This is a genomic window from Burkholderia singularis (assembly GCF_900176645.1).
In the GTDB taxonomy this organism is placed as follows: domain Bacteria; phylum Pseudomonadota; class Gammaproteobacteria; order Burkholderiales; family Burkholderiaceae; genus Burkholderia; species Burkholderia singularis.
Window position 1 is genome coordinate 72,646 of the sequence record NZ_FXAN01000034.1, and the last position, 23,059, is coordinate 95,704.

The following is a 23,059-nucleotide window of genomic DNA, read 5'->3' on the forward strand; positions in this document are numbered from 1 at the left end:
GTCGATGAATCAGCCAAGCGACGAGCCGGCCATTCGTCGCGTGCGGCAAGCAGCTGGCATTGCGCCGCCCTGCCGCTCGCCCAATTCGCCATCAGCGCGTGAGCGCATACTCGGTCGGCACGCGATAGCGTGCTCCGGGATGCGGCGCTGCAAGACGCGGCCCCGCGCCATGCAATTTCTCGCGCAACGTGCCCGGCGCGTACTCGGTCTTGTAGACGCCCCGCCGTTGCAGCTCCGGCACGACAAGTTCGACAACGTCAATGAACGTTTCCGGTGTCACCGCATAAGCAAGATTGAAACCGTCGACGTCGGTCTCGTCGACCCAGGACTGCAAATCGTCGGCAATCTCGCGCGGGTCGCCGACCGACACCGGACCGAGCCCGCCAATGCCTCCCCACTTCGCAATTTCGCGAACCGTCCATACGCGTGTCGGGTCGGCGCTTGACAGCGCCTCGACGGCCGACTGGATCGCATTACTCTCGACGTGCGTGAGCGGCTCGTCGAGCCCGTGCTTCGACAGATCGATGCCGGTCCACCCGGACATCAGCGCAAGCGCCCCCTCGTCACTCGCATAGCGCCGGTAATCGGCGTACTTCGCGTGTGCATCAGCCGACGTGCGGCCGGTTATCACCGTATGTAGATTAAAAATCAGCACGTCACGCGGATTTCGGCCGTATTTGCGCACGCGCTCGCGAATGTCCGCAACGAACGTCTTCAGGATCGTGCGCGACGGTGCCGCGACGAAAATGCATTCCGCATGCTGCGCGGCGAAATCCTTGCCGCGCTTGGACGCACCGGCTTGATACAGCACCGGTGTGCGCTGCGGTGACGGCTCGCACAAATGGATGCCTGGCACGTCGAAATGCTTGCCGTGATGGCCGATTGCGTGCACCTTCGACGGCTCCGCGAACACATGCCGAACCGCGTCGCGCACCACCGCATCGTCCTCCCACGAACCCTCCCACAGTTTGTAGCAAACTTCGAGATACTCGTCGGCGAGCGCGTAACGGTCGTCGTGATCGGTCTGGCGCGGCAGGCCCAGATTGCGCGCGGCGCTGTCGAGATACGATGTGACGACATTCCAGCCAACGCGCCCGTTCGTCAGATGATCGAGCGTCGACATCCGCCGTGCGAACGGATACGGATGTTCATATGACAGCGAGCACGTGATACCGAAACCGAGATGCTGCGTGACGGCGGCCATCGCGGACACGAGCAGGATCGGATCATTCACGGGCACCTGCGCGCCTTGCCTGATCGCGGCTTCACCGCTGTGTTGATAAACATCGTAGATACCGAGCACGTCGGCAATAAACAGGCCGTCGAATTTGCCGCGTTCGAGCAATCGAGCAAGCTCGGTCCAGTAACCGATCTGACGATAACGCCACGATTGGTCGCGCGGATGCGCCCACAATCCAGGCGATTGGTGTCCGACGCAATTCATGTCGAAGGCATTGAAACGGATTTGACGAGTCATGACGGCTAAGCACTCCGGACAGCGAAGTAACAGGCTTACAGCGCGCCGTGCCGCGGCGGCAGTGTGTCGTTGACGAGATAGTCGGCGATCGCGATGTATTTCCAACGTACCGGATCGTGCAGCGTATGCGTGCGTGCATTGCGCCAATGCCGATCGAGCGCGTGCTCGGCAAGCACGCCCGACGTACCGGCAAGTTCCAGCAGCCGCGATGACGCAGCAAGCGCGACTTCGGTCGTCGCGGCGCGCGCCTTCGCGACCGCGATCGAGGCGGCCGCAACCGTGCGCTCGTTCGGATCGTCAATCGATGCGTCCACGCGCAGGCCCGCTCGTTCGGTCAACGCTTCGGCCGCATCGAGTTCGACTGCGAGCTTGCCGAAGATTTCGAGCGTAAGCGGATCATCGCTCGCCCGCTCGACATGCGCATCCACCCACGGCCGCGCGCGCTCGCGCACGAAGCGGCGCGCATCGGCAAACGCCGCACGTGCGATACCAAGATCGACAGCCGCGTGGATCAATTGACCGAGCGGGCCGACGGGCGTCGGTTTATCGAATGCCGCGCCGTAAGGCACGACTGCCGATGCGTCGACATACACGTTGTCGATCCGCGTCGAGCCGCTTCCCGTCGTGCGCTGGCCGAAGCCGCTCCAGTCATCGTCGACCGACAGTCCCGGCGCACTCGCCGGCGCAAATGCGACATACAGCACGCCGTTGCGGTCCTTCGCGACGATCGGAATCCAGTGAGCGAACAGCGCCCCCGTCGAATAGAATTTTTGTCCGTTGAGCCTGAAACCAGGGCCGTCGGGCTCGATCGTCGTCCGATAATCACGCACGGTTTTCGTGCCGAGTTCGGACAGCGCGTTACCGAAACGCTCGCCTGCCAGCGCACGTTCGAAATAGAAGCGTTGTTGCTCGCGCGTGCCGTTCACGCGCAGCACTTCGAGCATGTAGAAGTGATTTTGTGGAATCTGGCCGATCGCCGGATCGGCGGCCGATACGATCGCTGTCACTTCAGCGAGCGTCGTCGCGGATACCGCCGCGCCGCCGAACTCGCGCGGCACGGCTATGCCCCAGAGTCCCGTCGCCGAATAGGCGTCGAGCTCGTCGTAAGGCAACCTGCGCGTGCGATCGCGCTGCGCAGCTCCTTCGGCAATTCGCGCGGCATACTTGCGCGCGACGTCGAGCGCCTGCCGATCATCGGCAATGCGGCGCGCGACCGCTGGTGCCGACCCACTGCTCGGTTGGACAATCGCGTTCATCAGATCAATTCCACGGGTGGCGTGCAGGCTTGACGCCGTTCAGGTAGTAGTTGCCGACCAGGTGATATTTCCAGCGCACCGGATCGTGCAGCGTATGGGTGCGCGCGTTGCGCCAGTGGCGATCGAGACCGTGCTCTGCAAGCGTCGCGGCCGTGCCGGCCAGTTCGAGCAACTTCTCGCTTGCAAGCAGCGCGATCTCGGTGGTCAGCACCTTTGCCTCGCCCACCGCGACCGATGCGCGCGCAACGTCGTCCTCGGTTATCGCGGGCTGCGCCGAAATGGCGTCGAGCGTGCGCGCCGCGCGTTCCAGCAGCGCATCGGCCGCATGAAGCTGAATCACGAGCCGCCCTGTTTCCCGCACCGTCAACGGATCGTCGCTCGCACGCTCGACGCCGCTGTCGATCCACGGACGCGAGCGCTCGCGAACGAAGCGCAGCGTATCGTCAAGCGCCGCATGCGCGATACCCGCGTCGATTGCCGCCTGGATGATTTGCGAAACGGGGCCGTTCAACGTCGGCAGATCCGATACGCGATGCGCCGGAAAGACATGCGACGCGGGCACGCTCACATCGTCGAGCTGCACAGTGCCGCTTGCCGTCGTGCGCTGGCCGAATCCCGACCAGTCGTCGATCACGGAAAGCCCTGGCGTGCCCTTCGGAATATAAGCGAGCCAGCCCTTGCGGTTCTCGTCGAGCGCAAGCACGGGCACATAGTGAGCGAACAGCGCACCGGTCGAATAGAATTTCGTGCCGCTCACGCGATAGCGGTCGCCGTCGCGCGTGATCCTCGTCTTCAAGTCGAGCACGTGTTTGGTGCCCTTCTCCGAGAAGCCGTTGCCGAAACGTTTTCCCTTCAGGATCTCGCCGAAGAAGAAACGCTTCTGCTCGTCGGTGCCCGTCAGGGCGATCACGTCGACAAGACCGAAATGGTTCTGCGGCAATTGGCCAAGCGACGGGTCCGCCGCCGAAATGATCTTCACGACTTCGGTGAGCGTCACATACGACGCACCCGCGCCACCGTAGGCTTTCGGCACCGTGATGCCCCATAGGCCCGCTTGCGAAAACCAATCGACTTCCGCATACGGCAGCCGGCGGTCACGATCGCGCTCGATCGCGCCCTCGGCGAGCCGTTGCGCGAGTTCGCGCGCGACCTCGAGCGCCTGCGCATCGCTCGCGATGACGCGCGCAACGCCAAGCTGATCCGATGCGGCATCACGCACATCGCCGGGCGTCTCCAATGTTGCTGACATCTGGCTTCTCCATTGTCTGGAACAATGGATCAATCTAACAACGCCGCGCCTCGGCACAAACCGATGGTTTCTGGAAACGATATTCCCGCGTCTGCAAAATGCGCCGCGCATCCGCGCGAACAGATCGAGATCACGCCGCTCCCGCCGTCGCGAATCGACCCCACCCTCGGATTCGGCGCGCCACGCGCGATGTAAGCGGCTGCGATGCATGCCTCCGCGTGCACGCATCGCCCTCGGCGAACCCGATACCCCGACGCTAGCGCGTGGATCGCACGCTGCCGATCCGAAACGTGAACGCGAGCGCACACACGAGCAGCCCGCCTTTAATGAAATCCTGCATATAGTATGGCGCGTTCAGCATCGTGAGTCCGTTCAACAGCACGCCGACGAACACCGCGCCGAGCACGGTGCCCGCGACGTTCGGACGTTTCGCGCCCCACACCGCATAGCCGATCAGCGATGCCGCCACCGCATCGAGCAGCAGCGAATGGCCGGCGCTCGCGTCGCCGCGGCCGACCCGCGCGGCAATCAACACACCGCCGAGCGATGCGATCGCTCCCGACGCCGCATAGGCGGCGATCCGATAACGCGCGGTCGGCGCACCCGCCAGCCGCGCGGCTGTCTCGTTGCCGCCGATCGCATACAGCACGCGGCCAAACCGCGTCGCCTCCATCACGACACATGCGACGAGTGTGACGACAGCCACCACGATCACCGGCAACGGCACGACGTCGAGCACGCGCAGCCGTCCGAGTGCAACAAACGCCTGCGGAAAGCTGCCTGTCGCCTCAGTGCCGTCGGGCAGGATTGCACCCGTTGCGAGCGAACGGCCGCCCGTCGGAATCAGTTGCAACCCCGCGAGCAAAAACAGCGTGCCGAGCGTCGCAAGCTGATCCGGCACGCGCAAGCGCGTGATCAGGATACCGTTGAACATGCCCGCACCAACGCCGAGCGCGACGCACGCGCCAACCGCTGCCGCAGCGCCGCCGTGCCAGACGATCAGCACATAGCTCGCGGCCATCTGCGCACATGCCGCGACACTGCCGACCGACAGATCGAAGCCGCCTGCCGCCAGCGTGATCGTCACGCCGATGCCGAGCAACGCGACGATCGATACCGCCTGCAAGATGCTGAACAGATTGTCGATTGCGACAAACGCGGGCTCGCGCGCCGCAAAGCCGGCCACGAGTGCGGCGAGCACGAGTACGATGCCAACGCGCTCGATGCGCTCGCGCGCGACGGCGATCCAAGGTTGGGCACGCTCTGCCGATCGCTGCGCGGGTGCCGCCACAACCTCGGCGGGCGTGGAGTTTTTCATACGGACGAAGCCTCCGGTTCAGCGAATCGGAATTGAATATCGAGCGTGCCGCGATCGAACGGCAACACGCGGTCGGCAATGGCATAGGCGTCGTCGAGATCGCTAACGAACACGAGCGTCGCGCGTGCAGCCGCTTCATTGCGCAACAGCGCGATCAACTCGGCGCGCGCGCCGACATCGATACCCTGGAACGGTTCGTCGAGCAGCAGTAGCCGCGCCGGCGCGAGATGCCAGCGCGCAATTGCGGCCTTCTGCTGATTGCCGCCCGACAAATGCGTCAAGCGGTCGTCAGGCCCCATGCAACGAATGCCGAAGCGCGCAATCGCATCGAGCGCAGCCTGCCGCTCGCGCGCCGCGCTCACGAAACCGAATGGAAACCAGCGAGACAGAAACGGCAACGACAATGTGCCCGCAAGCGTCGCGAACGGCACGCTGTCCGGAAACAGCGACGTGCGCCAGCGATCCTCGGCCACGAGAAACACATTCGCACGAATCGCGTGCGCAGGCGAACGTGGACGCCACGGCATACCATCCAACCTCATCGAACCGGCCGCGAGGCGCTCGGCGCCGAATACCGCGCGCGCGAAACGCGATTTGCCGCCGCCGACCGGCCCGGTAATCGCAACGATCTCGCCGCGCCGTACATCGAGATCGAACGGCTCGCTGTCCTCCAAAAGCCGAATGCCGCGCGCACTGAAACACTGCACTGCCGGATTCGAACAGGTTCCACCTGTCATTGCAGCCGGGAATGAAACGCTGCCGGTGTGGTGTGTACGCAGGGGCACCGAATCGGGATATGCGGCAGATAACGCGGTAACCGTTACAGCATCAACAGATTCGACATCGGCAAAAAAGACGGCATCTGCCGGATCGGCATAGGCAGGCGGTGCCTTGTCCGAAGCCGCAATCGACCCGGTGGAACGCGCATCGATTGCAGTCGATACGGATGTAAGCTCAGGTGCGGCGCTTTCGGCACATTCCGCCTCGACCACATGCACATGATCCGCACCCGGTGTCACCGCTGCCTTCGCCGCACGCGAGCCGCCCGGCACCCGCCGCCCGATCATTGCTTCGTGTGCCGAATCAAAATCGAATGGCGTAACCTGCGTCGATACGATACGGCCGTCTCGCAGAACAACGATGCGATCGGCAATACGCCGCAGATCGCCGGTGCGATGTGACACGAGCAGAATTGCAACGCCATCGGCACGCAGCGCGTCGACGAGTGTCAACAAACGCTCGGCGTCTGCCGCGCCGAGGCTTGCAGTCGGTTCGTCGAGGATCAACAGCGCAGGCTGCGCAGCAAGCGCACGGGCGATCACGACAAGTTGCTGCGCGGCGAGCGAAAACGTACCGAGCGGCGCGCGCAGATCCATGCGGTCGACCTGAAGACCCACCCGGCGCGCCAGCGGCAGCGCGACCGCGACACGCGACGCGGGCGTCGCGAGCCAGCGCGACTTGGAATCGCACAGCGTATCGAGCAGCAGATTGTCGGCAATCGACAGCGAAGGTGCGACCGCGTCGGCAACCGATTGATGAACCGTTGCAACGCCCGCGCGCTTGGCCGCATACGGCGAAGCCGGCGCATAGCGCGCGCCGCGCAGCGTAAGCGTGCCGGCGTCGGGTGCGAACACGCCGCTGACGATCTTCACGAGCGTCGATTTGCCCGCACCGTTTGCGCCCATCAGCGCAACCGCCTCGCCCGCGCGCAGCGACAAATCGACGCAATCGAGCGCGGCAGTCGCGCCGAAGCGCTTCGCAACCGCACGTGCGGCGAAAACGGTTTCAGACATCGTTGAGCATTGCGTGGCAAGCTTTATCGAACCAAGTCGCGATCGTAGCGAGCAAGCGCGCATTCGAGAACCAAGGGTTCGTCATATCGATAGTCGAAGGAATGGACATTAACTGTTGCACGTCATACGCTTGTGTTCCGCCCCGATCCATCTAGACTGGATAGCTGACCGAATAAATTTCGAAAGGAGACGAAATATGCGCCTCACCATTCGAATCAGCGGCAACAGTACTTCTGCACAGCCGTCTTTCGCGGTTCTGTGGCTCGATACCGACGAACATCTGTGGTCGCGCGAAGCGCATCAGGGTATCGATCTGCCGACGTGGGGCAAGGTGACGGATGTCGCGGGTGCGGTTGCGCTGTGCTCCGCCGACAGCGGCGAAGCGCTGTGCCGGCTGCAAGGGCTGTCGCTCTCCGGCCTGCAACCATCGACGCAAGAGCAGGAACACGGCGCCGCAGTGCTCGACAAACAATCGCTTCGCGGCGCATGGCGATTGCAAGCAATCGATACGGAGTCCATTCGCCCGGAAAACCGGGAGTTCACCGTCGTCACCCGCTGAGAACCTGCAGCGATCTCAACGGCCCGCAATGCGGATGGCCTCGATCGAGATGTGAGACGGACGTATCGATGCAGCGTTCGTCGTGATTCAATTCAAAACACACCGGCATTCACCATCGACAGCGGCGCTCATTCGGCAAGCGAGCGCCGCTTCGCATTTTGTAGCCGAGAATGCGGCAACGGCCTGCTCACCGTCGATCCCGCCAGAAGATCCGGATGCTCTCCGGTACCACCGAGACGGTAATCAAGCAGCCAGTCGTGAATGGTGCACTTTACGTCTACTATCAATCTTTCGTCGGCGAAAAAAACTCGAATACATTAGGAGCATGCCTGCCGAACGCGCGATGCCGACGGACTCCTACGGCAACGCTTGCGGATTGCTCGGCGGCCCATCCATCAACAATTGCCAGTTCGATGCGGCCGGAGCATTACTCCAATGGATTTACGGTCCACTGAACTCGAAAAACTCAGCCGCTCGACGACGGGCATTTCATCGCGTTCGACCAAAGCGAATTCATATCCCATCTGCTTCGGCACGGCATGGCGACACTGGTTGGGGGCACATGCCGGCCATTTGCGAAAATGCTCGCGCATGCCGGTTGCACGTCGTCTTTCACGGCCGCAAGCCGTATCCCGCTTCCTCTTCGGCGAAAGCTCTTGTGGCATGACCTTCGTGAAAAATGCCGGCTGCAACCCGCCGAGAGGCCGGAATTGATTAGGATACGACAGCATGAAATATGCAACGCAGGCAGGCAATCAAATGAAAGCCGCCGAGACAATGGTCGACGGAATCTTCAGTGAAGCAAAGTAACGCGGCCACGCGGGCCAGTACCAGCCGGTACGCTTACGTAATCGGCTTGGCGAGATGCGAGCGGTCGTATGGCGGATCATAAGAATCAGGCCAAAATTCGACGATGCGCGCAATCTTCGCATGCTCGATCGTAAAAAACGAGATTGCCCGCGCACGCTGAACGCCGTCGGTTACGGACACATCGGACACCGCTTCACGCGCGTCGCCGATCACGCGATTGAGCGTGAACTTCCACGGGCCATGCGCGGGATATTCGCGATTCAATGTTGCAAAATCCGCCGCACCGCAAATTCGCTCGTTCGATTGCGGCCACTCGAGTACAAAATCGTCGGCAAGCACGGCTGCGACCGAGCCAAAATCATTCGTTTGCATCAAACGCCAAAATGCGCGCACGACATCCACCGCCAATCGTTCGTCGTCCCGATCAGTGCTCATCTGCGAAATCACCCCGTGGTACCGCCGCCATTGCGCCGTCGCAATTGACCCACATCGCGCAACGGCGGCGCGCCGAATAACCTGCTGTATTCCCGGCTGAACTGCGACGGACTCTCGTACCCGACCCGCAACGCGATCGAGCCGACATCGCCGCCCTGCGCGAGCAGCAACCGACGCGCCTCATGCAGCCGCAGTTGCTTCTGATATTGCAACGGGCTGAGCGTCGTCACATGCTTGAAATGATGGTGCAGTGACGACACGCTCATGTTCACTTGCTGCGCCAGCGTCTCGATCCGAAGCGGCTGCGCATAATGGGTTCGAATCCATTCGATCGCGCGCGCGATCCGATATGTCTGGCTACCCGCGATCGCGATATGCCGCAGTCGCGCGCCCAGTTCGCTGGTCAACAACCGGTACAGCAATTCCTTTTCGATCAGCGGCGCGAGAATCGGGATATCGCCCGGAGTATCGAGCAATCGGACGAGCCTGAGCGCCGCGTCGAAAAGAGGCTCGGACAATGCGCCGACGACGATCCCCTCACCGGCCGGCAGCGCATCCGGCGCGGGCATTTGCATCTCGGCCGCCAACTCGGCGATGCGCTGCAAGTCGAGCGCGACTGACACGCACAGATATGGCGCGTCGACGGATGCGCGCGTGACCTGCGACAGCATCGGCAAATCGACCGACGTAACGAGGCAATGCTGCGGATCGTATTCGTACACATGTCCGGCGACCGTCACCCGCTTTGCCCCCTGCGCGGCAAACACGAACGAAGCACGCGGCACGCTGCAACCGAGATCGACAGGCGACGAAAAGCGATGGAACGACAGTGCGGAAATCGCCGTCTGATGCGCGCCGTCCACTGGCGCAAAACGCGCGACGCGCGCGGCCAACTCGCGGCGCGCGTCGTGCAACGCCGACGATTGTGCTAACGCAGAGGCGCCATGCGGCACGCCAGAGGCGATGCGTGAAGGCGCTTCGACCGTATCGAGCCGCGAATTCATCGTCAATACACCTTCAATGAGACAGCATGGGAAGCATTCAGGCTCCGATCGTAACAGGCGAAGACTCAAGCCGCGCAGCGCCCTCGCGCCGAGCCGGCAATTTGCAGGATTGTTCAATATTTTTGCAGAATCGTATATACACGCGCCAGCAGCCCATCCGTCACACTGCCGGCTGTTACCCGGCGCCAAGTCCGGGGATGCCCCCCACGGAGAAAGTCCATGTCTACGACGTTTGTGCTGAACGGCAAGAATCTGACGCTGGACGCCGATCCCGCGATGCCGCTGCTCTGGGCGATACGCGAACGCGCCGGACTCACCGGCACGAAATTCGGCTGCGGCGCCGCACAATGCGGCGCCTGCACGGTTCACCTCGAAGGCCAAGCGGTACGCTCGTGCGTACTGCCGCTTGCCGCTGTCGCCGGCAAACGGGTGACGACGATCGAAGGGCTGTCGGGCAAGCCCGCGCAAGCTGTCCAGGCGGCGTGGGTCAAGCTCCAAGTGCCGCAGTGCGGCTACTGCCAGTCTGGGCAGATCATGTCGGCGACGGCGCTCCTCGAGCAGAATGCCGCGCCGACCGATGCCGATATCGACGCCGCAATGAACGGCAACCTCTGCCGCTGCGCAACCTATACTCGCATTCGCGCCGCCATTCACGAAGCCGCGTCCGCGCTGAAGGCCTGAAAACGATGACAAACCATCTCGATCTACCCGAAACAGACGCGGTGCGCGCGTCCCGCCGCACGTTTCTGAAAGCCGCCGGCGCGATAGCAGCCGCCGGCCTGACGATCGGCTTCGAATGGCCCGACGCGAGCCGGGCGGCACAAGCCGCTGCATCGCCCGGTGCCGACGCATTCACACCCAATGCATTTCTGCGCATCGCACCGGACAACAGCGTCACCGTAATCGCTAAGCACGTCGAAATGGGCCAAGGCGCGTACACCGGCATCGCGACGATCGTCGCCGAGGAACTCGATGCGAACTGGCGCGACGTGCGCGTCGAAAGCGCGCCGGCCGATGCCGAGCGCTACGCGAACTTACAGTGGGGCAAGTTGCAGGGCACGGGCGGCAGTTCCGCGATGGCGAATTCTTGGATGCAATTGCGCGAAGCGGGCGCCAAGGCGCGCGCGATGCTCATGTCGGCGGCAGCCGCGCGATGGCGCGTACCGGTTGCCGAGCTGAGCACGCGCGACGGCGTGGTCGGTCACGCCGCAAGCGGGCGCAGCGCGACTTACGGCGCGCTTGCGAACGCTGCAGCCGAGTTGCCGGTGCCGGACAAGGTCGCACTGAAATCACCGGCCGATTTCCGCTTGATCGGCAAACCGGTGCCTCGCGTCGATGCCGCCGCGAAATCCAACGGCACCGCGCAATTCACGATCGACGTCGCGCAGCCGGGCATGTTGGTCGCACTACTGCAGCGCCCGCCGCTATTCGGCGCGACCGTGAAGTCATTCGATGCGTCGGCGGCGAAGGCCGTGCCCGGCGTCACGTCGGTCGTTCAGGTGCCGCGCGGCGTCGCCGTCGTCGCGACAGGCTTCTGGGCCGCAAAACAAGGCCGCGACGCGCTGCAAATCGAATGGGATGACGCACACGCCGAAAAACGCAGTTCCGACACAATCATGCGTGAATACCGGCAACTGGCGGAGCGTGCAGGCGCCTCCGCCCGCCGTGATGGCAACGTGAACTCGGCGCTTGCAGAGGCGGCAAAGCGGATCTCGGCATCCTACGAATTCCCGTTTCTCGCCCATGCACCGATGGAGCCGCTCGACGCGGTCGTCAAGCTGACAGCCGATCGCTGCGAAATCTGGGCGGGCGATCAGTTCCAGACGATCGATCAGGAGAACGCCGCACGCGCGGCGGGGCTCGCCCCGAAGCAGGTGTTCATCCACACGCTGTACGCCGGCGGCAGCTTCGGGCGGCGCGCGAACCCGGCGTCCGACTACATCGTCGAGGCGGTGTCGATCGCAAAAGCGCTTGGCGCGAACGGCACGCCCATCAAGCTGCAATGGACCCGCGAGGACGATCTCCATGGCGGACGCTACCGGCCGATGTACTTCCATAAGCTCGACGCGGGGTTGAGCGCGGACGGCAAACTCGTCGGCTGGCGGCACCGGATCGTCGGTCAATCGATCGTCGCCGGCACGCCTTTCGCCGCGGGCTTGGTGAAAAACGGCATCGATGCGACCTCGGTGGAAGGCGCGTCGAACCTGCCATATGCCATTCCAAACATATCAGTGGAACTGACGACCACTCAAACAGGCGTTCCGGTGCTATGGTGGCGCGTCGTCGGCAGCTCGCACACCGCCTATGCGGTCGAGGCGTTCATCGATGAAGCCGCGCATGCGGCGGGCAAGGATCCATACCGTTTCCGGCGCGATATGCTCGCGCATGAGCCGCGAATGCGCGCGGTGCTCGATCTCGCCGCGGAAAAAGCCGGCTGGGATTCGGCCACGCCACTGCCTAAAGGACGCGGGCGCGGAATCGCGGTCGCCGAGGCGTTTAAGAGCTACGTCGCACAGGTCGCCGAGGTGTTGGTCGACGAGCAAGGCGCGGTGAAGGTCGAGCGGATCGTTTGCGCGGTTGATTGCGGAACCGCGATCAATCCGGACGTGATCGCGGCACAGATGGAGGGCGGCATCGGCTTCGGGCTCGGCGCGGCGTTGAAAGGCGCGATCACGCTAAAGGATGGCAAGGTCGAGCAGAATAACTTCGACGGCTATCAGGTATTGAGGATCGCCGAGATGCCGAAAGTCGAAGTGTATATCGTGCCGTCAGGCGAAGCACCGACCGGCGTTGGCGAACCGGGCGTCGCGCCGGTTGGGCCGGCCGTTGCGAATGCGATCTTCTCGGCAACCGGCAAGCGAACGTACACGCTGCCGCTGTCGGCGCCGGACCAGCACGGCAGCGTATAAACATAAACCGCAAACGCATTCCCGCATCGCGGGCCTGACCGCCCGCGCCGCCGCGCCCACCACCCGGGCGCGGCGTCTACGCGTTTTCGCCCTTCAAACCGGCCCCATTTGAGGCCCAGCGGTTATCCCCACCACACGGTTGCCCTAAGAAAGTCGCGCATTGCAACCGCTCCTCTATCCGATCCGAGCCGCCCGCCTGCTGCGGCCAGGCGGCTTCGCCTCGAATCCAACTTTTTTAAGCGCTATAAAAAAAAGTTTGACGTTCGCTTTTTGCAGAACTAACGTACCGAAAGGAAGACGCAATGAACCTTGGATTCATACGTCATGTTCATTACACCAAGAAACGACCGAGGGCCGATCGAGCGTTTCAAACAAAGGAGCGAAAAGACCCACCGATTTCACGACGTGTCTTCGCGATTTCCCGCACAGATTTCCCAATTAGATTGACGCCGGCTTGACAGGCCAGGTTCGGTTTTTTCACCAATTAATTAGCAAGCCTAATTAATTGAGCGTATAGGGCCGCCTGTCGTCAGCTCGACGTTTATTCGACGGGCCGACACGCGCCAATGCCGGGATGACGTGCAGGCCATTTCACGCGTCGAATCAATATGCCGACCAAGCACATCAATTCAGCAGTGCCGATTGATATGTCCCATTGCATCACATCGCAGGTGAAGCCCGAGTCGCTCAGGCGATTCGATCTTTTCTCAGGAGGCAATATGAAGAAGCTGTATCGCATTGCTTGTGCATCAATCATTGCAACAGCCTGTGCCAGCGCATTTGCCCAAGCTGCCGACAAACAGGCCGCCGTCGATCGCGCGCTTGCGCTGATTCAAACCAATCCATCGATCTTCCAACTGGCGCCAAGCCGAGTCGCGCGCACGGCAAAGGCGCTCGATATCAACGCGGCCAGCAGCGCTGACACGATTTCCGGCGCAGCCACGGATCAATTCAAGGTCCGCGATGTCATCGTGGATCAGAACGGGGCGGAGCACGTTCGATTCGACCGGTTTTACGGCGGATTACCAGTGATAGGCGCAGACGTCGTCGTGCATTCGAAGCAAGGTCAATTGCAGCAGCCGAGCACGACGCTGAACGCCCCAATAAACCTGGCTAATCTAGCCCCCAGTCAAAAAGCGCTTTCGAGCACATCCGACATCGGCGCGGCCGCCGCGGAAAAAATTGCGGCAGCCCAGTTCGCGACGCGCGTCGATCATACCGGCAGCCCCGTCAAAGTAATCTATGCACGCAATACCGCGCCCGTTCTCGCCTATCAGGTAGACGTGTATGGCCCTTCCACGCGCGACCATTCGTCGGTGATGCGCTATTCGATAGATGCGCGCACCGGCCGCGTATTGGAAACCGAAAGCCTGATACAGCAAAGCGCCGCAACGGGTATCGGGCGGTCATATTATTACGGTGACGTCACGTTGACGACCGATCAGACCTCCGCGAACGGCTATCGGATGCTGGACCCCAAACGTGGCAATGGGTCCGTGCATGACGGCGCCGATCTTCAGGATTACGTTGTCGTGTCCCAGGCGGACAGTCTTCCGATCTACACCAGTACCACCAATACATGGGGAACCTACAATACAAGCAATCGCCAGACGGTTGCTGCCGATATCGATTATGGACTGGCAATTACTTGGGACTACTATAAAAATACCCATGGCCGCTCCGGCGTTGCGAATGATGGAAACGGCGTGAGAAGCTATGCTCACGTGCTGTTCGGCGACGATGGAGCCAATGCTTCATGGTATTCGGGCGTCATGCTGTACGGAGACGGTGGCCCGTCGCTCGGTAACCAGCCGGTGGTAACGCTAGACGTGGCGGGACATGAAATGACCCACGGCGTCACTCAAAACACCGCGCGGCTTTCATACAACTACCGCGATTCCGGCGGGCTCAATGAATCGACTTCCGATATTTTCGGGACGTTGGTTAAGTTCTATGCAAACAATCCGAACGATCCGGGAAACTACGTCATAGGCGCGTCGTTAATGCCAGGCGGCTTGCGTAAGATGTACAAGCAGGATTTGGATAATCGCTCGTCCAGTTGTTATCCGAGCGGCGGGTTCACCAACACGAATCCGCACCTTTCTTCGGGAGTCGGCAACCGATTCTTTTATCTGCTTGCCGAAGGAGCGACGGTTCCCTCCACCGATCCGTCGCTATCCAAGAGTCAGCTCGTATGCAACGGCGACACATCGCTTACCGGAATCGGACGCGATAAGGCGGGGAAAATCTGGTATCGAACGCTGTCGGTCTATCTGACATCCGGTTCGACCTATCCCAACGCCCGGGCAGCGTCAATTCGAGCAGCAAGCGATTTGTACGGAGCCGCTTCCATTGAAGCGCAGACCGTGGCGAGGGCATGGGACGCAGTCAACGTCCGATAATTGGACGGCAGATTTTAACGCCTTATGCGCCGGGCTGCGTCGAGCGGCCCGGTTCGCGTCACGCGGTTTCTCCGATGAACGCTGTCCTGCATCGCGCCGAAACTGCGGCTCACCTCGCCGATCGACGCTTTGCGCTCTCAGTGTCCCAGGCCGACCGCCGCCCATGTTACGGCGACATCCGCGCAAACGTAACACCAACGTTCCCGTGCTACGTAACACACCTTCAACCCACTTCAAATTGTGACGCCGCCCGTGCAATCGCACACGGCTCATCCACAAAAAAAACACTTTATATTCAATCAACTATATCGTCACACCATTTCTTTCAAAGAGTTTGCCTGTTGCGTTGCGCAAGCTGGCCCGCCAATTGCAGTAATCCCCTCAGCCATTCGCCACTCAACCGCGAATTACGAGGACCATCATGGACTGCAAGCACCTGCACATCGACAACATCAAGATCAACTTTGTTCGGCGCAACATCGAGATCGGCGGCGAGCCGATCAACATGACCCCACGCGAATTCGACGTCGTCGAATTTCTACTCGACAACATGAACAAGGTTGTGTCGCGCCAGGCGATTCAGGAAGCAGTATGGGGGCGGGAACTTGCCGTATCGTCGCGCACGCTGGACACGCACATCTCACGCATCCGCTCGAAGCTCGGTCTCGATCATGACAAGAACATGCGCATCATCCCGATTTATTCGATCGGCTATCGGCTCGTACTGTTCGGGGCAGCGACGACTTACGTCGAACCGCACGATGAACCGCCTGCACCCGAGTTGCCCGCTTTGCCGCCGGCGTCGAGTATGCAAGACTTGTCCGGCACATCGGGCGTAGCCGGCCTGGCATCGCTGTCTCGCTTGCCTACGCCCCCGAGCCCGCCGGCGGTGCGCAGCAGCACGATCGACTCCCGCGATTACAGCGTCGAGTTACGCTAACGCATTTACTGCGTCGCACGCATGTGCGCAAGCGGCGCGGCTGGAAGCCGCGCCGCAGGATTTCCCGCAGATTGCCTTCTTGAACGAGCAATACCGCATGATGAGACGTCACAAATTCCGCAGTCGGTAAAATTGCCATGCCCCTGCACACTCAGCGACGAGTTTTTATGGATTTATAACGCCCGTCATTCAATCTCTGGGAATGATCTGCAAAGGATATGCGCCGCCAGACCCGGGAAGGAGTGCAATCATGCCATATCCTTCGGAAACAGCATCATATAATTGCCAAGTCAAGCTGGTGCCGTGATAAAAGATGTTCCCTGGATAATTAGGATGGGGACCAATTCTAAACGTTGAATTGACTGCAGGCACCGTATCTAATGGTTTGAGGCCCCATGGATTATCGCCGCCACGTTTGAATACGGTCAAATATGTTCCATATTTGACCGACTTCACTGCCTTTATTAGCGGCGATCCTTCCTGAGTCTCCACCTGCCACCAGTAGGCGGAATTGTTGAGACCAGTCAATTTACCAATTATTTCCGGCGACATCGCCATCAGCACCCCGGGTTCGCTATTGCTAACGCCGGTGCCGAGATACCATCCATTAACTGATCCGGCCAAGTACACCACGCCATACGGCTCACTGTCAGCGGCTATCGTTCTAACTGGCGCTTTATCTTGGTCATTACCGTCTGTGCTCATGGAAACCTCGCGAAGGCAAAAAGGTTGGTTCGCCTGCGTTATGCCGGGATATCCGGCATGCATTCAGAGCGTACATGCCACCAATTCGCCAGCGTACCTCCTACTGTTTCGGGGTAACGAGCGCAAGATACGGCAACACGATATTACTGCGACATGTCGCGATATTCGCCATATAGCACCTGCTCGCAAGCAACAAGCCTAATCGGGCGCCGGATGCCAGCAGCCCACATCACGTGATTCTGCCAACCAGGTAGCAACGTCGCCCGGCAAATCCAGGACACGCCAAGCCTGAGAAACCATTTGCAGGACGAATTAACTCGGCAAACATTTTTTCAATACATCACAGGAATCACTGCCCGCCACAATCCGAACTTAATGTACCGCGCCGGACATTTCAAGAAACAGCGCGAAACCGCGGCCGCGCCAGACGCTGCTTCAGATTCCCGGCAAGCACTCTCCACTGTCAGCCCCCCTGCGCATCGAGCCAAGCCTGAAACATCAGCACCGTCCACAGTGGATGCTGGCAATTCATCCGCCCTGCAAGATGCTGCCGCCACTGGCGCTCGATGTGTGCCGCATCAAAGAAGCCCTCCGCACGCAGTCGCGCCGGTTCGAGAAGCGCTGCGGCCCAGTCGCGCAACTCGCCGCGCAGCCAGTCGCCGACCGGCGCACAAAAGCCCTGCTTGGGCCGGTCGATCAGCTGGCGCGGCACGTACCGGTACAACAAGCGGCGCAATAGCCACTTCTGCTGCCCGTCCGGCACCTTCAGCGCGGCAGGCACACGCCACGCGAACTCCACCACGCGATGGTCGAGATACGGCATGCGTGTCTCGAGGCTCATCGCCATCGCGGCACGGTCGACTTTTGCGAGAATATCGGTCGGCAAATATGTGAGCGCATCGACCATCATCGCCTGTTCGGCAAACGTGAGGCCCGCAGGCCATGCGTCCGGCGCGTCGAGCAGCGTATGCGGCTCACGGCCAGTCAGCACGAGCCGCTCGGGATGATGCACAACCGACATCAGTAGCCGATAGAGCCCCGCTCGGCTGTTCGCCGTCATCACGTTGGCAAGCTTGTGCAACCGATCGCCGACGCGCGGCGTGGCGGAGCCCCATGCACTCAGCACAAACGCGGCAATCTGATCCGCGTGATTGGGCCGCAGCGCATGCAGCGCGGCAGCGATTTGCGCGCGCATCGCCGTCGGCACACGCCTTAGCTTTTTCCAAAGGCACGGCGTCAAGAAATAGCGGGGATAGCCGCCGAACAGTTCGTCGCCGCCGTCGCCGGACAGACTCACCTTGACGTGCCGCCGCGTCATCTCGCAGACAAGCAGCGTCGGGATCTGCGATGCGTCCGCAAACGGTTCGTCATAGACGTCGGGCAGCTTCGGCACGAGATCGAGTGCGTGAGCCGGCGTTACGTACAACTCGGTATGGTCGGTACCGAGATGATGCGCGACAGCCTTCGCATAACCGGCCTCGTTATAGCCCGCCTCATGAAAGCCGACCGTAAATGTGCGCACCGGCCGCGCAGATTGCGCCTGCATCAGCGCGACGACTGCCGACGAATCGACGCCGCCCGACAAGAACGCGCCAAGAGGCGCGTCGGCCTCCATCTGCTGCGCGACCGCGAGGCGCAGCACTGCATCGAGCTGATCCACGACCGCGTCGGCATCGCCTTCGACCAAGTTCACCTGACCTGCGCTGACCGTCTGCTCGAGAGACCAATAGCACCGCGCGGTCGGCTCCTGCGCTGCATCTTCGAACTGCACGTAGGTGCCGGGCGGCAGCTTGCGGATCGCCGTATAGATCGTATGCGGTGCAGGTATGCTCGCGTAGCGCAAATATAAACACAATGCGTCGCGATCGATCGCTCGCGCGTCGAAGCCCGGGTAGCGGCGCAGCGCCTTGAGTTCCGAGCCGAACACCAGCGCACCGCCGATGCGGCCGTAATAAAGCGGTTTCTCACCGATCCGGTCACGCGCTAACGTCAGCACGCCAGCGTCGCGGTTCCACAGCGCGAGCGCAAACATGCCGGCCGCTTTTTTCAGCGTGCGGTCGATCCCCCAGGTTTCGAATGCGGCAAGCAATACTTCGCTATCCGAATTACCCCGCCAGTTTGGCGCATGAGCGGATGCATCGAGTTCGCGACGCAATTCGCGAAAGTTGTAGATCTCGCCGTTGAAGGTCATCACGTAGCGGCCGCAAGCCGACACCATGGGCTGATGACCGTTCGATGTCAGATCGACGATCGACAGCCGCCGATGGCCGAACGCGACACCGGCCGCGGTATCAAACCATGCGCCCGCATCGTCGGGACCGCGATGAGCGAGACTGTCTGTCATTCGGGCGAGCACCTCGCCCGCTGTCTGCCGGCTGCATGCCTCTGGACGCCAGAAACCCGTGATTCCGCACATGGCGAGCATCCCCGTTTGAAGTCGATCGGCGACGCGGCGCAACGGGACGCAGCGCCGTGCGTCCACAAATTATTACGGAGAAAATATTCGCGAATTATTCGCGCTTGTGTGCCGGATTCTTTTTTTAAAGAAAAATAACTCGAAAAAAAACGCCGGATTGCCCGGCGCTTTTTCATCGATTGATGGGGATTGTCAATCGATACGAGTCGATATCCACCATTGTTCGATTTCCTGCTATCGGCGCAACGACATGCGTGGCGACCGCGCCGGCGCTCGTCTCGCAAGTAGCAAGCAAGCGCCGGAAACGCTCGATACCCGGCATCACCCGCCGTACAGATCGAGCAGCTTGAGCGTCACGCCGTTGGTCCAGCCGAATCCATCCTGCAGAGGATATTCGCCGCCGCCGCCACCACCCGAGCCCGCTCCTTCGACGATATATTTCTCGACGAGCTTGCTTTGCGACGCATAGACGTTTTTCACGTCGGCAAGAAAACGCGTGCCGATATCGTTCGCGAGCGCAGTCTCGCCATAACGCTTGAGGCCAACGAGCGCGATCCAATGCAACGGCGCCCAACCGTTCGGCGCGTCCCACTGCTGCGCCGTGTTGTAGGCCGTCGTCGCGAGGCCGCCTGGCTGCAGCAGCGTCTTTTTGACATTGCTGGCGGTTCGCTTCGCGCGGTCAGGCCATGCGACACCGGCGAACAGCGGATACAGCGCCGCGGCCGACAGGTTGTCGCGCAGCTTGCCGAGCTTCCAGTCATAGTCGCCGTAATAGCCTTTATCGTTCCACAGATATCGGTTGATCGCGAGCGCGCGCTTCGTCGCGCGGCCGGTGAATTCGACGACGCAGCGCATGTCGCGCGCCACTGCACAGCCTTTGATGATGGTCGTCTCCAGATTGAACATCAGGCTGTTCAGATCGACCGGCACAATCGCTGTCGTGCGAATCGTCGCAAGCGTCTTGCTGTCTGCAAACCAGCGCGAGCTGAAATCCCAACCGCTTTCGGCCGCCGCGCGCAGGTCGCGCCACACTTCGGCCGCGGGCCGCCCGCTCGCCTGCTGCGCGGTCTGCACGTCCTCGAGATACGATTCGTCGCGCGGCGTATCCCGTTCGTCCCAATAGCGGTTCAGCACCGAGCCGTCCGGCATCTTGACGACGTTGCGCGTGGCCGAACCGCGTGCCGTCGAGCGCTCACCCTGCATCCAGTACGCATATTCCTTGCGCAACGCCGGCAGGTATTTCTGATAGACGCGCTCGCCCTCGACCTTCGCCGCAAGCGCCACCATGTATGCGAAGAAAGGCGGCTGCGAGCGGCTCACGTAATACGTGCGATTGCCATTCGGCACGTGGCCGACGGTATCGATCAAATAGGCGAAGTTGTCGAGCATGTCGTCGACGAGATCTTCGTGGCCGGACTCCTGCAAGCCGAGCATCGTGAAATAGGTGTCCCAATAGTAACCTTCACGGAAACGTCCGCCCGGCACCACATAGGGTTTTGGCAGCGCAATCAGCGAACTGTATTGCGGCACGGTCTGCGTCGTGCGCGTGAGCTTCGGCCATAGCCAATCGATATGCTCGCGCAGCGTCTGATTTGCCGGCGGCGTCACCGACTGATCGGTCGGCGGCGTGAAATATTTCGAAACAAACGCTTGCAGCGAGAAGCCCGGCGCGCCCTTTTGCTGTTGATAGAGCTGGACAATCGTCGCGGGATCGGTGTTCGGCGTCGAATCGACGAAGGTTTTCTGGTCCGGGAAGATTTGCGCGGTTTGCACCGCAACAAAAAGATCGCCATAAAGCACGCTCGGCGGCGGCAGAATCGTCGCGGCCGGTGCCGAAGCGGTGAGCGCAGCAGCAGATGCCGGCGCGGGCAGCGAATCGGCATGCGCAAGCGTGCCCGTGCAACCGATGCCGGCTGACGCAGCGAGCGCAGCCCACACGGGCGCACTCACCAAGCGGCGATACAGCGGATTTTCGACATGAAGCGGAAAACGCCGTGATGTGACCATGTCTGCTCCTATTCTGATAATGAACGGCGATATGGTCTCCTGTCCCGCAGCCCCCTGCAGGCGCGGCTGGTTTATCTATCGGATGCCGCGGCGCGCAGCTTCGCATGAAAATCCGCGGTCTAGCAAGCGGATCCGTCGATGCGGCGCGCAAACGGCCATGTAGCGCACATAGCGCACGCAGCGCCGCATATGCGTCTTTTCGAGATCGCAGCTACCGCGCCGGCGGGTTCGGAAATTCACCAGCGCGAAGCGGCCGGAAACGGCGCGGCTTCTTTTGCCCACTTGCCGCAATACGCGCCGAAGAGTCGTTGTGCGCGCAAGCATGACGGACCAATCGATGCAATAATGGAATCTTTATCGCGCATTGTTCCCATGCCGCTCGCCATTCACGCTTTCATTGCACCGCTGATCGTTGCTTGCGCGTTGTTCATGGAAAGCGTGGATGCCAATATCATCGTCACGGCACTGCCCGCGATGGCGCGCGACTTCGGTCACAATCCCGTCACACTGAACATTGCGATCACGACTTACGTCGTCGGCCTCGGCGTGTTTATTCCGATCTGCGGCTGGCTCGCGGACCGCTTCGGCGCACGCGCAGTATTCCGTACCGCGATCGGCATCTTCGTCGTCGGTTCGTTGATGTGCGCGGCTTCGTTCAATCTCGAGTTGTTCACATTTGCACGCTTCGTGCAAGGCGTGGGCGGCGCGATGATGGTGCCCGTCGGGCGCATCATCATCTTCCGCGCGATACCGCGCTCGGAACTTGTGCGCGCGATGAACTATCTGAGCGTGCCCGCGCTGTTCGGGCCGGTCGCCGGCCCATTGCTCGGCGGATTCATCACGACCTACCTGCACTGGCGGCTGATCTTCTTCATCAACATACCGGTCGGCCTCATCGGCATCTATCTCGCGAACAAGCACATTGCCAACACGCATGAGCCGGACCCCGGCCCGCTCGATTGGCTGGGCTTCCTGCTGTCCGCCACAGGTGCCGCGCTGCTGCTGATGGGCCTCACGCTCATCGACGGTGCGCTCACGTCGCGCGGCGCCGCGCTCGCGATGAGCGCGGCGGGCGCGGCGTTGCTGGGTCTCTACGTGCTGTATGCGCGGCGCGCCAAACGCCCGCTTCTCGATCTGCGCTTCCTGCGCATTCCTACCTATCACGCGAGCGTCGTCGGCGGTTCGCTGTTTCGAATCGGGCTCGGCGCCGTGCCGTTCCTGCTGCCGCTCGCGCTCCAGGAAGGGCTCGGAATGAGCGCATTTCATTCAGGCGCGATCACGTGCGCATCGGCGGTCGGCGGCGCGTTCACGCGAGTCATCGCATCGCGCACACTCAAACGCTTCGGATTCCGCACCGTATTGATGTATAACGCAGCGCTGTCGGGCCTTGCGATCGCCGCATACGGAACGTTCCACCCAGGCATGCCGGTATGGGCGATCTGGCTCGTCGTGCTGATCGGCGGACTGTTCCCCGCACTGCAGTTCACGAGCCTCAATTCGATGATTTACGCGGAAATCCCGTCACGCGATGCGGCTCGCGCGACGAGCCTCGGCAGCGTCGTCCAGCAAATGTCGCTCGGCCTCGGCGTGACCGTCGCTGGGCTCGTGCTGCATGCGTCGCATTGGATACAAGGCCATGAGACGATCGTCTGGTCCGATTTCTGGCCAGCGTTCGTGGTGGTTGGCCTCTGCTCGTTCGCATCGATTCCGATCACGCGCCGGCTCGCGCCGAATGCCGGGGATGAAGTCGCGCGCGGCAAGCGGGGTTGACGCCGTCCG

18 protein-coding genes are annotated in these 23,059 nt (G+C 61.5%); 6 read left to right on the forward strand and 12 right to left on the reverse strand.

Annotation, left to right across the window (positions count from 1 at the left end):
* Positions 1 to 91 precede the first annotated feature (91 nt).
* The 5 genes from BSIN_RS04135 to BSIN_RS26370 form a co-directional block, all read right to left on the reverse strand.
* Entirely contained in the window at positions 92 to 1,477 is a 1,386-nt protein-coding gene (locus BSIN_RS04135; protein WP_089339580.1) for an LLM class flavin-dependent oxidoreductase, read from the reverse strand.
* 35 nt (positions 1,478 to 1,512) lie between these two features.
* Entirely contained in the window at positions 1,513 to 2,733 is a 1,221-nt protein-coding gene (locus BSIN_RS04140; RefSeq protein ID WP_089339581.1) for an SfnB family sulfur acquisition oxidoreductase, read from the reverse strand.
* 4 nt (positions 2,734 to 2,737) lie between these two features.
* The gene (locus tag BSIN_RS04145) at positions 2,738 to 3,982 is read right to left on the reverse strand and encodes an SfnB family sulfur acquisition oxidoreductase (protein WP_069235673.1); all 1,245 of its coding nucleotides are present in this window, start codon (positions 3,980 to 3,982) and stop codon (positions 2,738 to 2,740) included.
* Positions 3,983 to 4,238: 256 nt separating this feature from the next.
* Positions 4,239 to 5,300, reverse strand: coding sequence for an ABC transporter permease (locus BSIN_RS04150; RefSeq protein ID WP_089339582.1), 1,062 nt, complete (start codon positions 5,298 to 5,300; stop codon positions 4,239 to 4,241).
* On the reverse strand, positions 5,297 to 7,093 hold the full coding sequence (locus BSIN_RS26370) for a sugar ABC transporter ATP-binding protein (RefSeq protein WP_256583613.1): 1,797 nt from the start codon (positions 7,091 to 7,093) through the stop codon (positions 5,297 to 5,299). The genes BSIN_RS04150 and BSIN_RS26370 overlap by 4 nt, the downstream gene beginning before the upstream one ends.
* A gap of 196 nt (positions 7,094 to 7,289) precedes the next feature.
* On the opposite strand from BSIN_RS26370, the gene BSIN_RS04160 reads away from it, so the two are divergent.
* Positions 7,290 to 7,652: a DUF3564 family protein gene (locus BSIN_RS04160; protein WP_069235671.1), complete on the forward strand. Its 363-nt coding sequence runs from the start codon at positions 7,290 to 7,292 to the stop codon at positions 7,650 to 7,652.
* A 395-nt stretch (positions 7,653 to 8,047) separates the two neighbouring features.
* Here the strand turns inward: BSIN_RS04160 and BSIN_RS25095 are convergent, their stop codons facing one another.
* The 3 genes from BSIN_RS25095 to BSIN_RS04170 all read right to left on the reverse strand — a co-directional run bounded on the left by BSIN_RS25095 (position 8,048) and on the right by BSIN_RS04170 (position 9,907).
* Complete coding sequence (locus tag BSIN_RS25095) at positions 8,048 to 8,383, reverse strand: hypothetical protein (RefSeq protein ID WP_143757319.1); 336 nt, start codon at positions 8,381 to 8,383, stop codon at positions 8,048 to 8,050.
* A gap of 112 nt (positions 8,384 to 8,495) precedes the next feature.
* A complete protein-coding gene (locus BSIN_RS04165; RefSeq protein WP_059515482.1) occupies positions 8,496 to 8,897 on the reverse strand; it encodes a nuclear transport factor 2 family protein in 402 nt (133 codons plus the stop codon).
* A gap of 8 nt (positions 8,898 to 8,905) precedes the next feature.
* On the reverse strand, positions 8,906 to 9,907 hold the full coding sequence (locus BSIN_RS04170) for an AraC family transcriptional regulator (RefSeq protein ID WP_369828126.1): 1,002 nt from the start codon (positions 9,905 to 9,907) through the stop codon (positions 8,906 to 8,908).
* A gap of 213 nt (positions 9,908 to 10,120) precedes the next feature.
* Between BSIN_RS04170 and BSIN_RS04175 the strand changes: the two genes are divergently transcribed.
* The 4 genes from BSIN_RS04175 to BSIN_RS04190 all read left to right on the forward strand — a co-directional run bounded on the left by BSIN_RS04175 (position 10,121) and on the right by BSIN_RS04190 (position 16,152).
* On the forward strand, positions 10,121 to 10,582 hold the full coding sequence (locus BSIN_RS04175; protein ID WP_069235669.1) for a (2Fe-2S)-binding protein: 462 nt from the start codon (positions 10,121 to 10,123) through the stop codon (positions 10,580 to 10,582).
* Between the two features lie 5 nt (positions 10,583 to 10,587).
* The gene (locus BSIN_RS04180; protein WP_089339583.1) at positions 10,588 to 12,810 is read left to right on the forward strand and encodes a xanthine dehydrogenase family protein molybdopterin-binding subunit; all 2,223 of its coding nucleotides are present in this window, start codon (positions 10,588 to 10,590) and stop codon (positions 12,808 to 12,810) included.
* 719 nt (positions 12,811 to 13,529) lie between these two features.
* A complete protein-coding gene (locus BSIN_RS04185; RefSeq protein ID WP_089339603.1) occupies positions 13,530 to 15,212 on the forward strand; it encodes a M4 family metallopeptidase in 1,683 nt (560 codons plus the stop codon).
* Between the two features lie 421 nt (positions 15,213 to 15,633).
* On the forward strand, positions 15,634 to 16,152 hold the full coding sequence (locus BSIN_RS04190; protein ID WP_245637148.1) for a winged helix-turn-helix domain-containing protein: 519 nt from the start codon (positions 15,634 to 15,636) through the stop codon (positions 16,150 to 16,152).
* Positions 16,153 to 16,341: 189 nt separating this feature from the next.
* Here the strand turns inward: BSIN_RS04190 and BSIN_RS25100 are convergent, their stop codons facing one another.
* From BSIN_RS25100 to BSIN_RS25965, 4 genes are all read right to left on the reverse strand, one after another.
* Positions 16,342 to 16,857, reverse strand: a complete 516-nt coding sequence (locus BSIN_RS25100) for a hypothetical protein (RefSeq protein ID WP_143757320.1) — start codon at positions 16,855 to 16,857, stop codon at positions 16,342 to 16,344.
* 463 nt (positions 16,858 to 17,320) lie between these two features.
* Positions 17,321 to 19,273, reverse strand: a complete 1,953-nt coding sequence (gene asnB / locus BSIN_RS04195) for an asparagine synthase (glutamine-hydrolyzing) (RefSeq protein WP_089339604.1) — start codon at positions 19,271 to 19,273, stop codon at positions 17,321 to 17,323.
* 321 nt (positions 19,274 to 19,594) lie between these two features.
* Positions 19,595 to 21,280 (reverse strand): alpha,alpha-trehalase TreA, encoded by a 1,686-nt coding sequence (gene treA, locus BSIN_RS04200; RefSeq protein WP_089339584.1) that lies wholly within the window; start codon positions 21,278 to 21,280, stop codon positions 19,595 to 19,597.
* A 236-nt stretch (positions 21,281 to 21,516) separates the two neighbouring features.
* Entirely contained in the window at positions 21,517 to 21,666 is a 150-nt protein-coding gene (locus tag BSIN_RS25965; protein WP_173678621.1) for a hypothetical protein, read from the reverse strand.
* On the opposite strand from BSIN_RS25965, the gene BSIN_RS04210 reads away from it, so the two are divergent.
* A complete protein-coding gene (locus BSIN_RS04210) occupies positions 21,653 to 23,050 on the forward strand; it encodes an MFS transporter (protein ID WP_089339586.1) in 1,398 nt (465 codons plus the stop codon). The genes BSIN_RS25965 and BSIN_RS04210 overlap by 14 nt on opposite strands.
* Positions 23,051 to 23,059: the final 9 nt, after the last annotated feature.